Annotated in this window: 16 protein-coding genes and 1 other RNA gene; 7 read left to right on the top strand and 10 right to left on the bottom strand. The window is 65.6% G+C overall.

The window, feature by feature from the left end:
* The first annotated feature begins 248 nt into the window (after window positions 1–248).
* Together AB0J47_RS14530 and AB0J47_RS14525 are read left to right on the top strand one after the other, a co-directional pair.
* Entirely contained in the window at window positions 249–644 is a 396-nt protein-coding gene (locus tag AB0J47_RS14530) for a hypothetical protein (protein WP_364345368.1), read from the top strand.
* Window positions 645–657: 13 nt separating this feature from the next.
* Window positions 658–864: a hypothetical protein gene (locus AB0J47_RS14525; protein ID WP_364345366.1), complete on the top strand. Its 207-nt coding sequence runs from the start codon at window positions 658–660 to the stop codon at window positions 862–864.
* 290 nt (window positions 865–1154) lie between these two features.
* Here AB0J47_RS14525 and AB0J47_RS14520 read toward each other — a convergent pair whose 3' ends face one another.
* A complete protein-coding gene (locus tag AB0J47_RS14520) occupies window positions 1155–2837 on the bottom strand; it encodes an RNB domain-containing ribonuclease (protein ID WP_364345364.1) in 1683 nt (560 codons plus the stop codon).
* A 17-nt stretch (window positions 2838–2854) separates the two neighbouring features.
* Window positions 2855–3187 (bottom strand): hypothetical protein, encoded by a 333-nt coding sequence (locus AB0J47_RS14515; protein ID WP_364345362.1) that lies wholly within the window; start codon window positions 3185–3187, stop codon window positions 2855–2857.
* A gap of 426 nt (window positions 3188–3613) precedes the next feature.
* Here AB0J47_RS14515 and AB0J47_RS14510 point away from each other — a divergent pair, with 426 nt between their 5' ends.
* Window positions 3614–3994 (top strand): hypothetical protein, encoded by a 381-nt coding sequence (locus AB0J47_RS14510; RefSeq protein ID WP_364345360.1) that lies wholly within the window; start codon window positions 3614–3616, stop codon window positions 3992–3994.
* Window positions 3995–4222: 228 nt separating this feature from the next.
* On the opposite strand, the gene AB0J47_RS14505 is transcribed toward AB0J47_RS14510, so the two are convergent.
* Complete coding sequence (locus AB0J47_RS14505; RefSeq protein WP_364345358.1) at window positions 4223–5116, bottom strand: slipin family protein; 894 nt, start codon at window positions 5114–5116, stop codon at window positions 4223–4225.
* A gap of 93 nt (window positions 5117–5209) precedes the next feature.
* An RNA gene (gene rnpB, locus AB0J47_RS14500) (RNase P RNA component class A) lies at window positions 5210–5625 on the bottom strand.
* Window positions 5626–5731: 106 nt separating this feature from the next.
* On the opposite strand from rnpB, the gene AB0J47_RS14495 reads away from it, so the two are divergent.
* Complete coding sequence (locus AB0J47_RS14495) at window positions 5732–6619, top strand: alpha/beta fold hydrolase (protein WP_364345356.1); 888 nt, start codon at window positions 5732–5734, stop codon at window positions 6617–6619.
* Window positions 6620–6748: 129 nt separating this feature from the next.
* Here AB0J47_RS14495 and AB0J47_RS14490 read toward each other — a convergent pair whose 3' ends face one another.
* From AB0J47_RS14490 to panB, 5 genes are all read right to left on the bottom strand, one after another.
* Window positions 6749–7675: a CHAD domain-containing protein gene (locus AB0J47_RS14490; protein WP_364345354.1), complete on the bottom strand. Its 927-nt coding sequence runs from the start codon at window positions 7673–7675 to the stop codon at window positions 6749–6751.
* Window positions 7676–7677: 2 nt separating this feature from the next.
* The gene (gene pip / locus AB0J47_RS14485; RefSeq protein WP_364345352.1) at window positions 7678–8640 is read right to left on the bottom strand and encodes a prolyl aminopeptidase; all 963 of its coding nucleotides are present in this window, start codon (window positions 8638–8640) and stop codon (window positions 7678–7680) included.
* Window positions 8640–9089 carry a hypothetical protein gene (locus tag AB0J47_RS14480; protein WP_364345350.1) on the bottom strand — a complete coding sequence of 150 codons (450 nt, stop codon included), beginning with the start codon at window positions 9087–9089 and terminating at the stop codon, window positions 8640–8642. The genes pip and AB0J47_RS14480 overlap by 1 nt, the downstream gene beginning before the upstream one ends.
* A gap of 90 nt (window positions 9090–9179) precedes the next feature.
* Window positions 9180–10034 carry a phosphotransferase gene (locus AB0J47_RS14475; protein WP_364345348.1) on the bottom strand — a complete coding sequence of 285 codons (855 nt, stop codon included), beginning with the start codon at window positions 10032–10034 and terminating at the stop codon, window positions 9180–9182.
* A gap of 7 nt (window positions 10035–10041) precedes the next feature.
* Window positions 10042–10896 carry a 3-methyl-2-oxobutanoate hydroxymethyltransferase gene (panB, locus tag AB0J47_RS14470; protein WP_364345346.1) on the bottom strand — a complete coding sequence of 285 codons (855 nt, stop codon included), beginning with the start codon at window positions 10894–10896 and terminating at the stop codon, window positions 10042–10044.
* A 282-nt stretch (window positions 10897–11178) separates the two neighbouring features.
* Between panB and AB0J47_RS14465 the strand changes: the two genes are divergently transcribed.
* The 3 genes from AB0J47_RS14465 to AB0J47_RS14455 all read left to right on the top strand — a co-directional run bounded on the left by AB0J47_RS14465 (window position 11179) and on the right by AB0J47_RS14455 (window position 17342).
* Window positions 11179–12717: an alpha/beta hydrolase gene (locus tag AB0J47_RS14465; RefSeq protein WP_364345344.1), complete on the top strand. Its 1539-nt coding sequence runs from the start codon at window positions 11179–11181 to the stop codon at window positions 12715–12717.
* 184 nt (window positions 12718–12901) lie between these two features.
* Complete coding sequence (locus AB0J47_RS14460; RefSeq protein WP_364345342.1) at window positions 12902–14242, top strand: glutamine synthetase family protein; 1341 nt, start codon at window positions 12902–12904, stop codon at window positions 14240–14242.
* 88 nt (window positions 14243–14330) lie between these two features.
* Window positions 14331–17342, top strand: a complete 3012-nt coding sequence (locus tag AB0J47_RS14455; protein ID WP_364345340.1) for a bifunctional [glutamine synthetase] adenylyltransferase/[glutamine synthetase]-adenylyl-L-tyrosine phosphorylase — start codon at window positions 14331–14333, stop codon at window positions 17340–17342.
* Window positions 17343–17348: 6 nt separating this feature from the next.
* Here the strand turns inward: AB0J47_RS14455 and AB0J47_RS14450 are convergent, their stop codons facing one another.
* On the bottom strand, window positions 17349–17681 hold the full coding sequence (locus AB0J47_RS14450; RefSeq protein WP_364345338.1) for a helix-turn-helix domain-containing protein: 333 nt from the start codon (window positions 17679–17681) through the stop codon (window positions 17349–17351).
* Window positions 17682–17795 lie beyond the last annotated feature (114 nt).

Below are 17795 nucleotides of genomic sequence, written 5' to 3'. Positions count from 1 at the left end.
GAACGTGAAGACATGCGTCAGCAAGGCGGTATCTAGATGACTGACGAAGATCTTCCGGAACGTGACCCCGGTGCGAGATCGGGCCTGTTTCTTCTCTCCAGCTTTGACGAGTGGGAACCTCCAACACCCGATCTTCTAAAGCGAGTTAAGTCCGGACTGAGCGATTCGAATCCATCAAAATCGGGGGGTTACCTTTGAAGACCAAAATTGCGCGATTAGGGCTTATCTCTGCGGCCGTGCTGGTCGGCATGAGTCCAGCGGTTGCGGTCGGCACCGGCACGGCCCACGCTGCCCTCAGCTGCGATTTCGAATTCACGCACAGCGCGCCGACAGTGCTGCCGCCCCAGATCACGGGGGACGGTATTGCCGCCTGTGATGTCCCGCCGGACGAACACATAGTTACCTTGGCGCTGGAGCACGAAGAGGGTGGCCGGTGGGAGGTTGCCTCCACCCGAACCGATTCCAGCGTCCCGCCGCCGTACCGGGCCGGTGGACACTCCTACACGGTGTCGGCCGCGTGCTACGCCGGGAGATGGCGCGTCGCCGTCGGCATACGGGGCAAGATTCAGGGGCACCAGTTCACCTACAACAACGCATCCGGCACCGTGGAGGTACCAACCTCCAAGTGCCCTAACCGATTCTGACCAGAGGAACGGCATGCCTACCACCGAACCCCCCGGCGCACTCGACAAGGAAACCTCAGCGAGGCTGCGCGACCAGCTCCAACAGATCACGGAGGAGGTGGGCCGGTACCTCGGTCCGGAGCACCGGGCCATAGACGCACTGGTCCAGGCTGCCCGAGAGTTGGCCGCAGCCACCTCCCCCAAGTCGGGACAGTACGCCGAATACACCCCGGACGAATGACCTCGGAGGGAGCAGCAACCCCAGCGGAGATAAACGTAATAGCCTGGTCAGAGGTCTGGCCAACGACCGCTCGAACCACTCGGATACCGATCCGCGAATGCGCCCTGGAGCAGACCCATGGTGCATTTCGTATGGCGGGAGTAGGGAAGTTGGCCCTGCGCTGGGGCGCGGCGGCGGGGTACCCGAGCGATTGGTCAAAGTGTGCGATGTGATCACGGTGTTACCCGGGCAGACCTACCCCCGTTGCGCGGCAATCCGTTTCGTAGACGTCGACGGTGCGTGAAGAAGGCTCAGATCGGGTAACCGAAGCTGATCTTGCGGGTGGTGGGGTCGGCGGCGACCAGGCGCACCTGGACCTGCGCGCCTTCCGGGGGTGCGCCGGCGCACGGCCCGACAACCGGTGGGTCGGCGATGAAGACTTCGGCGGGGCGGGTGCCGTTGGCTTCGCGTACTACTACGGCTTCGAAGATCGAGCCGCTGCGTTCGGCCAGCAGGGTGGATTCGGTGAGGTCGATGCAGGCGCGTTCGACCTTGCCTGCGAGGCTGTCGCTGCGTTTCATCGACTCGGCGGTGGGGGCGAGGCCATCGCGGACCCATTGCGGGACTTCGGTTCCGGCGCAGCGGGCGAGGCAGATCTCGGTTGCGAAGCGGTCGGCGAGGCGGCGCAGCGGTGCGGTGACGTGCGCGTAGGGGGCGCCGATCGCACTGTGCTGCAGGTTGTTCACGGTCTGTGGGTTTCTCGTTGGCTTGGCGCCGGTCCCCCGAACGCCCACCGCACGCGCGCTGCCCGCCGCAGCCGCGCCGCCGATGGAACGGGCACCACCCGGCGGGCCCACGCCACCTAGCGACTCGGTAGCACCTGCCGACCGTGGATCGGCCACCAACTCCACACCACCCGACGACAGCGCACCATCAGCCACCTGAGCACCGGCCCTGGAACCGTTTGCCCCTGCGGCCGCCACGCCATCGAGCACCGTATATCCCGCACCACGCAGCAACCCTGTCGCCTCGGACATCAAGACCAACGTCGCAGGCGCATTCGGATCGAGTCCGGCCAACATCCGCCCGACGGACTGATCCGCAGGCCAGTCGACCCCCAACGCCGCAGCCGTCCTGCGCATCGAATCAATCGCCGATTCTACGGGCGGCGGCATGGTCCGCAGCAATGCGATCCGCTCACCGGCCCGGGGCACGCCACCGGATCCACTGTCGTTCAACATGATTCGCGCAGCGCACATACCGGTCAACAGGGAAATCTGTTCGTTCCAGTCGTCGGCGGCGGTGCGCGGTTCCACTACCAGATGCCAGTGGCCGACGGCCTTGTCGTCACGGATAACGCTCTGGGCGGGCAGGCGCAGTCCGATCGCGCCGCGGGCCAGCCCGGCCTCGATGCGCCGCGTACCGAATTCCGGCAGGGCCGCGATCGAGGGATGCAGGCGGTTCGCGTCGGCGTCGGCTTGGACGCTCGCGTAGTCGAGTCGGGCCCGCGAGCGCACGGTAGCCCGGATTACCGAGAATCGTTGCGGCTCGGCGGTCTCATCGCATTCGATGGTCCACAGCGCCGCGGGCCTGGTCTGTTCGGGCAGCAGGCTCGCGGAATTCTCCGAAAGGATCGGCGGGTGCAGCGGCACGGTGCCGTCGGGTAGATAGAAGGTCTGGCCGCGCGCGCCCGCTTCCTGGGCCAGCGGGCCCGCGGGATCTATTACGGCGCCGACATCGGCGATCGCGTAGTGGACAGTGAAACCGGAAGAGGTGTGTTCGATATGCACCGCCTGGTCCAGATCCATGGCGCCGGGCGGGTCGATGGTGACGAATGGAATATCGGTGCGATCGGCGCGAGCGCCCGCGAACGCGTCGATCGCGTCGCGGGCCGCCGCGGTGGCCTCGGCGGGATACGCCGAGGCCAATCCGAATTCGGATCGAATGGCGCCGAAATCGACCGGCGCCGACACGATCCGCTGGTGAAGTTCCACGCTGTCGCAGTCGGTCTCTACTGCAGTGCCAGCATGGTGCCGTTCAATTCATTGAGCGGCCCGTACACGGTAAAGGTCACCCGTCCACCCGGGACGCCGGCGGAAACGTCCGCCGCCGCGTCCAGCGCCTGGCCGAACGAGGCCGCCGACGGATGCGGCAGACCGGCGATGGCCTGCCCGATGTGGTTCTGGTGCACCCAGGCGGTGTCGGCCGAGTTGAGGTCGACCTGGACCCCACCCGCCAGCGGGGTAACCGCGACCGCCGAGGCGGACCCGGTGCCCAGCATGGCGAAAACCGATGCGGCCCCGGCGATCAGCGCACCGGCGACCAGTGAACGAACAATCCGCATAGAGTTGTGCCTGCTTCCGTGATCGAAGAATGTGAGTTTGTGGCGGACCGGCAACGGGTCTTACCAACGGCGCCTACTCTATGACGTCGCTCACGTTCTAGGCCAGTGCCACCCGAATCGCCATGCCGGACACGCCGAACCCGGCGGCGTCAGAGCCCGGCTGCTAGGGTTCCCCGGCGTGGCGGGATCGAGCTTTTCCCGCACATTCGCAAGTGACCCGTACGTCGACAATTGGGAGTTATCCACTGATGTCAACGATTCTTTTCGATTACCTGATGCCTCTGCTCGGTCCTGAGCAGGCGGCGTATTGGGCTCAGGTTTTCATGGTCAACCCGCTCTGACCTCACCGTCAACGATGCGGTCTTCGTCGCCTTCCGTTAACCAGACGGGAGGCGACGTTTCCCAAGTGCCGCTAGCATCCGCTGCGTGACCAGAACTACCGCCGCGATCGCGGCCAGCTGCACCGTGTTAGCCCTGCTTCTTGCCGGTTGCGGCGATGACAAAGACTCTTCCGCCGCGCCCGCTTCCGCGACGACTTCGGCGGCGAAGGCCGCGGGCGGTGAGATGTTGGACAACGTCAAGGCGGGGACGTTCGTCGTCAGTTACCGCAGCGCCTTCCCCAAGCTCGCCGAGGGCAAAGACGACGCCAAGATCGGCGACATTCTGGTCCAGACCTGCAAAGACATCAAGGACGGCAAGAGCGAGGACGAGGTCGTCCAGAACGTCATCAAGCGCACGAAGGGCGCCTCCGAGGCCTCCAAGGAGGAGGCCCAGGCCATCTATCAGATGGCGAAGATGCTCTGCTGAGCTGAAATAGTCAATCCTTCAGCCACGGCAAGTAATTGGGCAGGTATTTCAACACGTACCCGACGGTGATCATGACGATGATCGCGATCACGGGAATCAGTATGGACATCGGCCCGGTTTCCTTACGTTGTGCTACCGATGCGGTCGTACGGCGCAATCGGCCGTAGCGACTGTTTGCGGGTCGATCGAAACGGTCAACCGTACCCGTATCGGTATACGCCCGTTGTGTTACGAGCGCATTCCATCTTGTTCGGCCGCTGGCGTGTTGCCCTGACCGAGCGCCGGTGTCGGCTCGGGCGGGGTGATTTCCGGTGTGGGCTGGGGTGCGGTCGGGGTGGACTCGGCGGCGCTCGCCCCGGACGGCGTACCGCGTTCCAGGAACCGCAGTAACTCCACCGGAAACGGCAGCACCAATGTCGAATTCTTTTCCGCCGCAACTTGAACCACGGTCTCCAGCAATCGTAGTTGCAGTGCCGCCGGCGATTCCGACATTTGCGCACCCGCCTGGGCCAACTTCTTCGACGCTTGTAATTCGCCCTCGGCGGAAATCACCCGCGCCCGTCGTTCCCGCTCCGCCTCGGCCTGCCGCGACATCGAGCGCTTCAGTGAATCCGGTATCGATACATCCTTGATCTCCACCCGATCGATATGGATTCCCCAGCCGAGTGCCGGGCTATCGATCATGATCTCCAGCCCCTTGTTCAACTCCTCACGATTGGACAACAGGCTATCCAGATCACTCTTTCCGATAATCGAACGCAAGGACGTCTGCGCCACCTGCCCTACCGCGAAAAGATAGTTCTGTACCTCCACCACCGCGCAGACCGGATCGATCACCCGGAAATAGACCACGGCGTCGACGCGTACGGTCACGTTGTCGCGGGTGATGCCGTCCTGCGCGGGCACCGGCATGGTGACGATCTGCGTGGAGACCTTGCGCATCCGGTCGACGAATGGAATCAGCATTCGCAGTCCGGGATCTCGGGTTCCGACCACCCGGCCGAACCGGAACACCAGCCCCTTCTCGTATTGGGTGACAATGCGCGCGCTCATCGCGGTGACTATCCCGCCCGCGATCGCCCCCACCCCGAAAATCGCCCCGATAACGGCAAGAATATCCATGGTTACACCCCGTGCGAAGTGCCTGACCGCACCGAATTCCGGCTCAGCGGTCCAGTTCCATCATGGCACCGGTGAGCACCGGATTGCAGGGGGCGGACGAGTTGGCCTGTAAGCCGGATCCTGTCCCCGGCTCACACCGGGTGACGGCCATCCATCTGGACACACCGTTGCCGGGTGCCTCGAGCGGTCCACCCGCAGGCTCGGGCGAGCAGCCCTCGAACACCTGCGCAGCCGCACCGCGAACGGTGCGACCTTCGACCTTGCTCCGGGCGGGGTTTACCTAGCCGCCCCGGTCACCCGGGGCGCTGGTGCGCTCTTACCGCACCGTTTCACCCTCACCGCACGATCCCGGGGGATCGTGGGCGGTCTTTTTTCTGTGGCACTTTCCCGCGGGTCACCCCGGGTTGCCGTTAGCAACCGCCCTGCTCTGTGGAGTCCGGACTTTCCTCGGCGACGGGCTGCGGCACTCACGTACCCGTTCCCATCACCGCGGCCGCCCGGCCAACTCGTCCGCAGCGTTTAGCCTACTTTGATCAAGGGGTACCTTGATCACTGGCCTGACCCGTGACCGGTCGGGGGGTAGTAGTTCGGATCGAAACAGTACGGTGAGGTGCCATGGAACGTGTCGAGGTCAGTTTTCCCTCGGGCAGCGAGCAGTGCGCTGCCTGGCTGTATCCCCCCGCTGGCATCCCCAAGCCCCGCCCACTCGTTGTAATGGGGCACGGTCTCGGCGCAAACCGGGAGATGGGGCTGGATAGGTACGCCCGGCGCTTCGCCGCCGCCGGGATGGGTGTGTTGGTATTCGATTACCGGCATTTCGGGGCCAGTCAAGGTGCGCCGCGTCAGCTACTACATATCGCCCGTCAGCGCGAGGACTGGCGCTCGGCCATCGCTTACGCACGCACGCTGCGCGGCTTCGACGCGACCCGAATTGCGCTGTGGGGCACTTCTTTCGGCGGTGGCCATGTGCTGACGGTAGCGCCCGACGACGACTACATCGCGGCGGTCGTCGCCCAGGTACCGTTCACCAGCGGCTGGGCCTCGGCCATGGCGAAGGGCCCGACCAGCCTGACCAAGGTGGCCACCATCGCGGCTACCGATCTGCTCGTCGGTCCGATCCGGCGCAAGCCCGTTCGCGTCCGATTGGCCGGTCGCAAGCGTTCAGCGGCGCTGATGAGCGCGCCGGATGCACCGGAGGGTTACGGCAGGCTCGCGGATGAGAGTGAGACCTACGAACCGAAAGTCGCTGCCCGCGTGGCTTTCTCGACATTGTTCGATTCCCCCGGCCGCCGGGCCAAGGCATTGAAGATGCCGGTCTTCTACGCGATCGCCGACAACGACACCATCGCCCCACCGAAACCGACCATGCGCGCGGCCGAACGCACCAAGCACGCGATCGTAAAGCGTTATCCGGTAGGACATTTCGATGTCTACTTCGACGATGTCTTCGAGCAGACGGTCTACGACCAGACCGAGTTCCTGGTGTCGGTGCTGCGGCCCTAGCTGCCGCGCAGACAACGGCCGGACGCGCTTCTCGTGCTCGTGCTGCCGGCTACAGCGCTCAGCTGTGCGTTTCCATGCTGCTATTCGCCATTCTGATCTTCGCTACGGGGGTGAAGTGACCGGGGCCGATCAAGCCGATACGAACGCCGCCGCGGCGGGGTATTTGGCCAGTGCCTCGCCTGCGGCGATTTCTTCGGCATCGGCCAGGAGTTCATAGATGGTGGCGTTGACGCCGGTGGCGTGGGTTTCGGCGGCGCGGGCCAGGATGGCTTCGCGGGATTCGACGGCGTCGCGGTGGTCACCGAGTACGGTTTGTAGGCGTTTCGCCTCGGTGCCGAGATCCTTTGCGGCATCGCCGAGTACGTAGATCGCGCCTTCGCACGAGTAACGCAGGCGTTTGGCGCCCTTGCGGATATCGTGCAGCAGTTCGACGCGCTCGGCGGGCGAAACGGCGGGCTCGGCGTAGACCAGTCGCCGTAAGCGTTTGCGGTCCTTGCGCAGGATGCGTTCGAAGACCTCGGCGGCTGGCTGTTTCGATTGGTCCGCGTCGAGCGGTGGGTCGGTGCGCCAGGCCGAAAGACGGTGGCGCAGTGCGTGATAGCGGTGGTGATCGAGGGCGGCGAGGACCTCGGCATGTGCGGTTCGGTACCGGTCGCGTTCCGCATCGACCAGTTCGGTGCGCACGTACTCGGTGGTGCCGGGCACATAGCTGTTGCCTGCCGCCTTTGGAACGGCCGTTTCCATTGCGAGCCGGGCGAATTCATCCTGTGGCGCATGCGCGGCCAACAGCGCTGTGAACCGTTCCGCCCGCACCTCGGCATCACGCGCCACACCGAGTAGATCGGCCAGCCACTCGAGTTCGTGCTGTATCTCGGCGATCGGTGTGGCTTCGAAGAGCGTCCGGTAGGAGCGCAGCACACTGCGCAGTCTGCGCGTCGCGACCCGCATCTGGTGCACCGAATCCCAGGCGTCGGCACGGACATCCGGTTCGGCGGCCAGCAGCCGGTCGACGTCGTCGCGCAGCGCCGCGACGATGGCGGTTCCGGCCGTGACCATGATCAGCTCACTTTCGCGAATCCGTCGGTCGCCTCGACGAGATGGTGCGTTATTCCGGGTTCGGCGGCGGCGTGACCGGCATCGTCGACGATGTGCAGTACCGAACCGGGCCAGGCGCGATGCAGTTCCCATGCGCTGGTCGCCGGGCAGACGACATCGTGGCGTCCCTGCACGATGACGGCGGGGATATGCGCGATCTTGTCGATATCGCGCAGCAGCTGTCCCTCGTCGAGGAAGCCGCCATTGACGAAGTAGTGGTTCTCGATCCTGGCGAATGCCAGTGCGAACCGCGGCTGGGCGCTCTCCTGTACCCGATCAGGGTGCGGCAGTAGCGAACTCGTCGCGCCCTCCCACGTGGACCAGGCGACGGCGGCCGCTTGTGCGACCTTCTCGTCGGGGGAGTGCAGCAGCCGGTGATACACCCGAACCAGATCGCTGTCGCGCTCGTCCTGCGGCACCGGGGCCAGGAACTTCTCCCACTCGTCGGGGTAGATGTAGCCTGCGGCGCCGTTGTAGTACCAGTCGATTTCCTTGCGCCGCAACAGGAAGATCCCGCGCAGTACGAGTTCGGTGACCCGCTCCGGATGCTGTTGCGCATAGGCGAGTGCGAGCGTAGAACCCCAGGAGCCGCCGAATACCTGCCAGCGGTCGATGTCGAGATGAATGCGCAGCGCTTCGATATCGGCGATCAGGTGCCAGGTGGTATTGGTCTCCAGACTCGCCCCGTCCGCGATATGCGGGGTGGACCGTCCGCAGCCGCGCTGATCCAGCAGCACGATCTTGTATGCGGCCGGATCGAAGAACTGCCGGTGGAATGGTTCGGTGCCGCCACCGGGTCCGCCGTGCAGGAACACCACGGGCTTACCGTCTGGATTGCCGCTGACCTCCCAGTACACGGCTTGGTCCGCGCCGACATCGAGCATGCCCGTTTGGTACGGCTCGATCGCGGGGTAGTGAGTTCGCATCAGAAGGCGATCCCCGAAGCCAGATCGGGCAGTTCCAATGCCTCGATCGCCTGCTGGTGCACATCGGCGCAGCTCTTGGTGGTGATCCGGTCGATCATCGGCTTATCGGCGAGTACATGGCCGTTGATGCCGCCATTGCGCAGCGCCCATTCGTGCACCAGAGCATTGAGCCCGATCCGGCCCAGCGTCGGACCCTGTACCCGCCAGTTCGACAGCTCCGGGCGGATCATGTCGCACAGCTGGGTGGCCGACGCGTCGGAGATCTCCAGGGTGGTCGTCGGTGCGCTGGTGGTCTTGCCCGCGCTGGTGGCCGTGGCCGATCCGGTGGTCGAACTCGAGCTGCCGGTGGGCGCCGGGCTCGAGTCGTTCCCGCAGGCGGTGAGCGCCACGGCTGCGAAAATCCCCGCTACCACCAGCGTGCTGCGTGAAATCCAACGGGTTTGCGGCATCGGTACCCTCTGCTCGTGTCGGCATTGTCGGCTTCGAGTCTGCCATTATTTGCCCCGCGTGGCCCGCGCGATTTTGCTGGGCGCCGCCGATCAAACCTGGCGAAAGCCCGCACGCAGCTCGTCGAGCAAGCCCTGCAGGAAGCGCGCGAACCTCGGTGGCGATGCGTCGATGGTGCGCCAAGGATGCAGGGCGATCAACGGTGCCAGCCGGTCGGCGAGAGCGATTTCTGCGTCGGTAACGGCACCGGATCGCCGCCACCGTTCCAGATATTCGGTGCGGTGCGCACCGCGCAGTACCCGCCAGGACAGCAACGGGTGGGTAACCACGGCATCGCCCCAGTCGAACAGCATGTCCGAGTCGGTGAACACATTGCCCGGGTGCAGATCATTGTGTTCGATGCTCAGTCTGCCGAATTCGGCGAGCGCCGCGGCGGCTTCGGTGATCGCCGCGCCGAGGCCGGGGACACGGGGCTCGAAATGCTGATACACCGTGATCAGTTGGGGCGGTGGCAGATATGGTGTGCCGGTGTCGCGCAGTTCAGCGATGTGGTCGCCCATCGCCAACTGGAGGTCGGCGTAGCGGCGGACCAATTCGGTCCACGCCGCCGCGGAATCCCGCGCGGTGGCACCGCCGTCGGGACTGAGTATCCAGCCGCGATCCGGTTGCACCGCAAGCGGTTCGAGCACACTACCGGGCCGCAGCCGGGCCAATGCCTGCAGCAACGGACCCTCGTGCGCACCGGCTCGGGCGTTGGCCTTCAACCACATCGGACCCGCATCGGTCGGGATGCGCACGATCAACGACCACGACCGCCGTCGCGTTTCCTCCGGCGTACCAACGATTTTCACGCCGCGATCGGCGAGAACTCCGGTGGCCCAGTCGAGCATCGGCTGCACGGGTTGGCCGAGCAGCGCCGCTGGTGCGTGCACCGCTCGGCCGGTCATCGTGAACTCAGAAGCTGTGCTCGGGGCCGGGGAAGGTCCCGCGCCGCACCTCGTCGGCGTAAGCGGCCGCGGCCGAACGCAACTCATCGCCGATCCGGCCGAACCGCTTGACGAACTTGGCGGTCTTACCGCTGGTGTAGCCCGCCATATCCTGCCAGACCAGCACCTGCGCATCGCATTCCGCGCCGGCGCCGATGCCGACGGTCGGGATGGTCAGCTTGCGGGTCACCTGGCCGGCGAGTTCGGCCGGCACCATCTCCATTACCACGGAGAACGCACCGGCCTCCTGGACCGCGATGGCATCGGCGATGAGCTGCTCGGCGCCGTCGCCACGACCCTGCACCCGGAAACCACCGAGGGTATTGACGCTCTGCGGGGTGAAGCCGATATGCGCCATCACCGGAATACCGGCCGAGGTGATCAGCGCGATCTGCTCGGCGACGCGCTCACCGCCCTCCAGCTTCACCGCGTGCGCACCGCCCTCCTTCATGAACCGGGTCGCGGTGGCCAGCGCCTGCTGCGGCGAGGACTCGTAGGTGCCGAACGGCAGATCGGCCACCACCAGTGCGTGCGGTGCACCACGGACCACACCACGCACCAGCGGGATGAGTTCGTCGACGGTGATCGGCACGGTGGTGTCGTAGCCGTAGACGACGTTGGCGGCGGAATCACCCACCAGTAGGACCGGGATTCCGGCCTCTTCGAAGATGCGAGCGGAGGAATAGTCGTAGGCGGTCAACATCGACCACTTCTCGCCATCGGCCTTCATCTGCTGCAGATGAGGTACCCGCGTCTTGCGCTTTGTCGGCTTGGCAGCCGGGGCAGCGCCGTAGGCAGGGGTTTCCGATTCGGATACGGACATCATCGTCCCTTTCGTGGTTGTCGCCTCGAGGCCCGTTCGGGTCCCCGGGTTTGTATGACGAATCCAGTGTGCACCCCCTGCCTCGCCCGTTTAAGGCCATAGGCGATGCAATTGGTCACATCGCAAGCCCAGCGCAGCGACTGATTTCGCACGAACATGGGTAACTCGTGTACGCCCAGAACCCGTCGCAGTCCCAACGGTCGGTGCGGTGATCGAGGTTCGAGTACTCACGGCCGGCCGGAGTTTCGCCAGAGGTGGGGCAGGCATGCCAGGATCTTTCCCATGTCTGTGGTGCGGAATGGGTCGCGTGGGGTGCTGGTCGCGGTGGCGCTGGCGGTGGTGGCGGCCGGATGCACCGCATCCAAGGACGAGCCGGGCACTGCGTTACCCACATCGCCCGCGGGCCTCGAGAAGTTCTACAGCCAGACCGCGAACTGGGGTTCCTGCGGCGATTTCGGCTCCCCGGACGACCGCCTCGCACCGAATACCGAATGCGCCCGCATCACCGTGCCCGTCGATTACAGCAAGCCCGAGGACGCCACCGCGCAGATCGCGCTGGCCCGAATTCCGGCCAGCGGCAACCGGATCGGCTCACTGCTGCTCAATCCGGGCGGTCCGGGCGTATCGGGTTTGTCGATGGTGGGCATCGCGGGCAAGACGCCGCTGGCCGAGCGCTTCGACCGAGTAGGTTTCGATCCGCGCGGTGTCGGATCCTCGATCCCGACGGTCGCTTGCCTGACCCCGCAGCAGAACGACGCCGAACGCGCCGAACCGCCGACCGACAACACTCCCGACGGCATTGCCAAGGCCGAGGACGAGAACCATGAGTTCGTCGGCCACTGCGTCGAGCGCACCGGCACCGAATTCCTGGCCCATGTCGGCACCCGCGAGGTGATACAGGACATGGACGTGATCCGCGCCGTACTCGGCGATCCGAAACTCAGCTATCTCGGCTACTCCTACGGCACCAAGCTCGGCTCGGCCTACGCCGAGAAGTTCCCGAACAATGTGCGCGCCCTGGTGCTCGACGGTGCGGTGGACTCATCCCAGGATCCGATCCAGGAATCGCTGCGGCAGGCGGCGGGCTTCCAGCAGGCCTTCGACGCCTACGCCGCGGAATGCGCCAAGCAGGCGGACTGCCCGCTCGGCACCGATCCGTCCCAGGCTGTCGCGAAGTTCCGCGCGCTGGTGAATCCGCTGGAGACCAAACCGGCCGCGACCACCGATCCACGCGGACTCAGCTACGGCGACGCCATCACCGGCGTGCAGCAGGCGCTCTACTCCGATGATTTCTGGAAGGTGCTCACCCTCGGTCTGTCCGAATTGCGCGACGGGCGTGGCGACACGCTGTTGAAGCTCGCCGATCTGTACGACGGTCGCCGCGACGACGGCAGCTACGACAACACGCAGGAGGCCTTCAACGCCATCCGCTGCGTCGATGATCCGCCGATCAACGATCGTGCCGTGGTGGGCCGACAGGACATGGAATACCGCAAGGCGGCACCGTTCCTGGACGACGGTCGCGGCACCGGAACCGCACCGCTGGAACTGTGCGCCGTCTGGCCCGTGCCGAACACGAGCACACCGCACAAGGTTTCGGCGCCGGGTCTGCCGAAGACGGTGGTGGTGTCGACCACCGAGGATCCCGCGACGCCGTATCAGGCCGGTGTCGATCTGGCCAACCAGCTCGGCGCCGCGCTGATCACCTACCGGGGCACCCGGCACACCGCGGCATTGGTCGCCGGTGATCAGTGCCTCGACGACGCGGTGATCTCCTACCTCACCGATCTGAAGGTCCCAGGGTCCGGTCTGACCTGCTGATTCCCCGCTCCCGACCGCGCCTCGCCGGCGCCCGGCCCGGTCGTGTGGGGGGCGTACTGTGCCCGCGGCTCGCTCGCTCACAAGGTGATCTTGCGCCCTGTGAGATTCATTCCGAATGATGGGATTGCAATCCCTAAGCGTGTATGTAACACGGATTTAACGCCGGATGCTTACGCTCGGCGACATGGATCGCCAGAAGGAATTCGTGCTGCGGACGCTCGAAGAACGGGATATCCGCTTCGTGCGTCTCTGGTTCACCGATGTGTTGGGCTATTTGAAGTCCGTAGCCATCGCTCCGGCCGAGCTAGAGGGCGCCTTCGAAGAGGGCATCGGCTTCGACGGTTCGGCCATCGAGGGCTTCGCTCGGGTGTCGGAGGCCGATATGGTCGCGCGGCCGGATCCCTCGACCTTCCAGGTGCTGCCCTGGGCGACAAGCAAGGGCCACCAGCACTCCGCGCGTATGTTCTGCGATATCACCATGCCCGACGGCTCGCCGTCCTGGGCCGACCCGCGCCATGTGCTGCGGCGTCAGCTCAACAAGGCCGGTGATGTCGGGTTCAGCTGCTACGTGCACCCGGAGATCGAGTTCTTCTTGCTGGAGAACGGTCCCCAGGACGGCCGCCAGCCGACCCCGGCAGACAGCGGCGGGTTCTTCGACCAGGCCGTGCACGACTCCGCGCCCAACTTCCGTCGCCACGCCATCGACGCGCTCGAGTCGATGGGCATCTCGGTGGAGTTCAGCCACCACGAGGGCGCTCCGGGGCAGCAGGAGATCGACCTGCGCTACGCCGACGCGCTGTCCATGGCCGATAACGTGATGACCTTCCGCTACCTGATCAAGGAAGTGGCCATCGACGAGGGCGTGCGCGCAACCTTCATGCCGAAGCCGTTCGCCCAGTACCCGGGCTCGGCCATGCACACCCATATGAGCCTGTTCGAGGGTGAGGCCAACGCCTTCCACGATCCCGACGATCCGATCAACCTGTCGGCGACCGCACGCGCCTTCATCGCGGGCATCCTGGAGCACGCACCGGAGATCAGCGCGATCACCAACCAGTGGGTGAACTCCTACAAGCGACTCATCCACGGCGGCGAGGCGCCGACGGCGGCCTCGTGGGGCCGGTCCAACCGCTCCGCGCTGGTGCGGGTGCCGATGTACACCCCGAACAAGTCCTCCTCGCGCCGCGTCGAGATCCGCAGTCCAGATTCGGCCTGCAACCCCTACCTGACCTTCGCCGTGCTGCTGGCGGCCGGTCTGCGTGGCATCGAGAAGGGCTACACGCTGCCGCCGGAGGCCGAGGACGATGTGTGGTCGCTGACCGTCGCCGAGCGGCGCGCCATGGGCTTCCGCGAGCTGCCCGGCACGCTCGATGAGGCGCTGCAGGCGATGGAACGCTCAGAGTTGGTCGCCGAGACGCTCGGGGAGCACGTTTTCGACTTCTTCCTGCGCAATAAGCGCCGGGAATGGGCGGATTACCGCAGCCAGGTGACCCCGTACGAGCTGAAAGAGTACCTCGGCCTCTAGCCGGTTAAACCAGCGCGGTCGGCTACGTTTACGACTCTTTCCACCCCGGCCGGGTGGAAAGAGATGATCGGCCAACTAAGTTGGACGTATGGTCCGGCCGCCGTCTGCTCGTTCAGCTGTTCCTGGTGTCGGTCGGCTCGGCTTGCTCGAGCCGACCGCCGCCACCTCGTTACGAGAGTTGGCTTGGGACAATATCGACAGCATTCCGGTGCTGTGGGCGCTGTCCCGCGCGCCCGATGCCGATCTCGCACTGCTGACGCTGACGCGGTTGCAGACCGCGCTCGGCGACGACTGGCTCGAACTCGATTCGACGTTGCGTACCGATACTGCCTTGCGCGGCAGGCTTTTCGCGCTCATCGGATCGTCGAGCGCGTTCGCTGATCATCTGGTCGCCGATCCGGCCGCATGGCGAATTCTGCTGCGGGACAAGCTACCCGCGCGCGAGGAGCTGGTCGCGGACCTGTTGGCGGCGGTGCAGGCAGTGCCGGCCGAGTGTGCGCACGCGGATGCGGTGCTGTACCGGGCCGAGCTGTCCGGTCCCGAGGCAATTCCGCTGCTGCGCAAGCGATATCGCGACCAACTCATGCTTTTGGCCGCGCTGGATCTGGCGGCCACGGTCGAGAACGAGCCGGTGCTGCCGTACCAGGTGGTCGGCCGCCATCTCACCGATCTCGCCGATGCCGCATTGACCGCTGCGCTCGCGGTCGCGGTGGCCAGGGTCTGCAAGGATGCGCCGGTGCCGGTGCGGCTGGCCGTGATCGCCATGGGCAAGAGCGGTGCTTGCGAACTCAACTACGTCAGCGATGTGGATGTCGTTTTCGTGGCCGAACCGGCCGATGCCGCCGCCGCCCGATTGGCCGCCGAGATGATGAGCGTGGGCAGCGCGGCCTTCTTCGAGGTCGATGCGGCACTGCGGCCCGAGGGCAAGGCCGGTGCGCTGGTGCGCACCCTGGACTCGCATATCGCCTACTACAAGCGCTGGGCCAAGACCTGGGAGTTCCAGGCACTGCTCAAGGCGCGGCCGATGACCGGCGATCTGGCGCTGGGGGAGCAGTACCGCGACGCGTTGATGCCGATGGTGTGGACCGCCTCCGAGCGCCCCGACTTCGTCGCCGAGGTGCAGGCGATGCGGCGCCGAGTGGAGGATCTGGTGCCCGCCGATCTGCGCGAGCGCGAACTCAAACTCGGCCACGGCAGCCTGCGCGATGTCGAATTCGCCGTGCAGCTACTGCAATTGGTGCACGGCCGGGTGGACGAGACCCTGCATGTGCAGGGCACCGTCGAGGCGCTGACGGCATTGGCCGCAGGCGGGTACGTCGGCCGCGACGATGCCGCGAACCTCACCGCCTCTTACGAATTCCTGCGCCTGCTCGAACACCGGCTGCAGTTGCAGCGGCTCAAGCGCACCCACACCCTGCCCGCCGCCGATGACGAAGAGGGCATGCGCTGGCTGGCGCGCGCGGCTCATATCCGCCCGGACGGACGGCAGGACGCCATCGGCGTGCTGAGCACCGAGATTCGCCGAAATGCGGTGCGGGTGCGGCGATTACACGCCAAACTCTTCTATCGGCCATTGCTCGAATCGGTGGTCAAGATGGATCCCGACGCGCTGCGGCTGAGCCCGGACGCGGCGATCCGCCAGCTGGCCGCGCTCGGTTATGCGGCGCCGGAGAACGCACTGGGGCATCTGAAAGCGCTCACCGGCGGAGTGTCGCGCAAGGGCCGCATTCAGGCGCTGTTGTTGCCGACATTGCTCGAATGGCTCGGGGACACACCGAATCCCGATGCCGGACTGCTCGCCTACCGACGGGTCTCCGAGGGACTGGACGATCAGATCTGGTTCCTGCGCGAACTGCGCGACGAGGGCGCGATCGCACAGCGGTTGATGATCGTGCTCGGTTCCTCGGAATATCTGCCGGATCTGCTCATCAACGCACCGGACACGATCCGGATGTATGCCGACGGTCCGGGCGGGCCGCTATTGCTCAGTCCGCAGCCGGAAGACGTTGCGCGCGGGATCCTTACCGCCGCCGCACGCTACGACGATCCGAAACGTGCTGTGGCCGCTGCCCGTTCACTGCGCCGCCATGAATTGGCTCGGGTGGCCTCCGCTGATCTGCTCGGCATGCTGGACGTGCCGCAGGTGTGCAGGGCATTGTCCTCGGTGTGGGTCGCGGTGCTGGAAGCCGCACTGCGCGCGGTGATTCGGGCCAGTGAGGTCGAACTCGGGGCGCCGGTACCGGCCGATTTCGCGGTTATCGGCATGGGGCGACTCGGCGGTTTGGAACTCGGCTACGGATCTGATGCCGATGTGCTCTTCGTCTGCGACCCGCGTCCCGGCCAGGACGAGACCAAGGCCGTGAAATGGGCGATCGGCGTCGCGGAGAAGGTGCAGCGGCTGCTCGGCGCGCCGAGTACCGATCCGCCGCTGCAGGTCGACGCCGGACTGCGCCCGGAGGGTCGCAACGGCGCCTTGGTGCGCACGCTGGCCGCCTATGCCGCCTACTACGAGCAGTGGGCGCAGCCGTGGGAGGTGCAGGCCCTGCTGCGCGCGCATCAGGTGGCCGGGGACCAGGACCTCGGTGTCCGGTTCCTGCGCACCATCGATAAGGTGCGCTATCCCGAGGGCGGGGTCTCGGCGGAGTCGGTGCGCGAGATCCGCCGGATCAAGGCCAGGATCGACGCCGAACGCCTGCCGCGCGGAGCGAATCCGGCGACTCACACCAAACTCGGGCGCGGTGGCCTCGCCGATATCGAATGGACCGTACAGCTGATGCAGCTGCGCTACGCCGACGATGTGCACGCACTGCACAACACCTCGACGCTGGAATCCCTCGATGTCATCGAGCAGACCAAATTGCTTGCTGTCGAAGATGTTTCGCTGCTGCGCGAAGCCTGGATCACGGCGACCAGGGCGCGTAACGCACTGGTGCTCGTACGGGGCAAGCCGGCCGATCAACTACCCGGCCCGGGCCCTCTACTATCGGCCGTCGCGCGGGTGGCGGGCTGGCCGAACGATGATGGCAGCGAGTTCCTGGACAATTACATGCGCATAACTCGGCGGGCGAAAGCGGTGGTGGAGCGCGTCTTCGGTGGCTGAGGCCGCTCAAGGCAGGGGAATACCGGCGCGGTCGGCGCGTTTGCGCCCCCATTCGTAGAGGGCGGTGAGGACCGGGACCAGGCTCCAGCCTTCCTCGGTCAGGTCGTATTCGACCTGGGGTGGCACGGTGTCGAAGGTGGTGCGGCGGATGAGGCCGTCGGACTCCAGGTCGCGCAGTTGCTGGACGAGCATTTTTTCGCTGGTGCTCGGCATCAGGCGCCGCAATTCGCCGTAGCGGCGCACGCCCTCCTTGAGGTGGGCCAGGATGACCGGCTTCCATTTGCCGTCGATGAGATCGACGGTCACCTCCACCGCGCAGTAATAGCGCTTCTCCGGCATCGCTCGCCTCCGGTACTCACCAAAAAGTGCGTTCTTGTAACACTGTAATCATCGGACTTACATGGAACTCGCACGCGGCGCGGCCGCACCACATTCTGCAGACATGGAGTTCGA

The sequence above is a fragment of the Nocardia sp. NPDC049737 genome (assembly GCF_040674755.1).
Lineage (GTDB): Bacteria > Actinomycetota > Actinomycetes > Mycobacteriales > Mycobacteriaceae > Nocardia.
The sequence above is the reverse complement of the archived record's forward strand: the minus strand, read 5'-3'. Positions and strand labels throughout refer to the sequence as shown.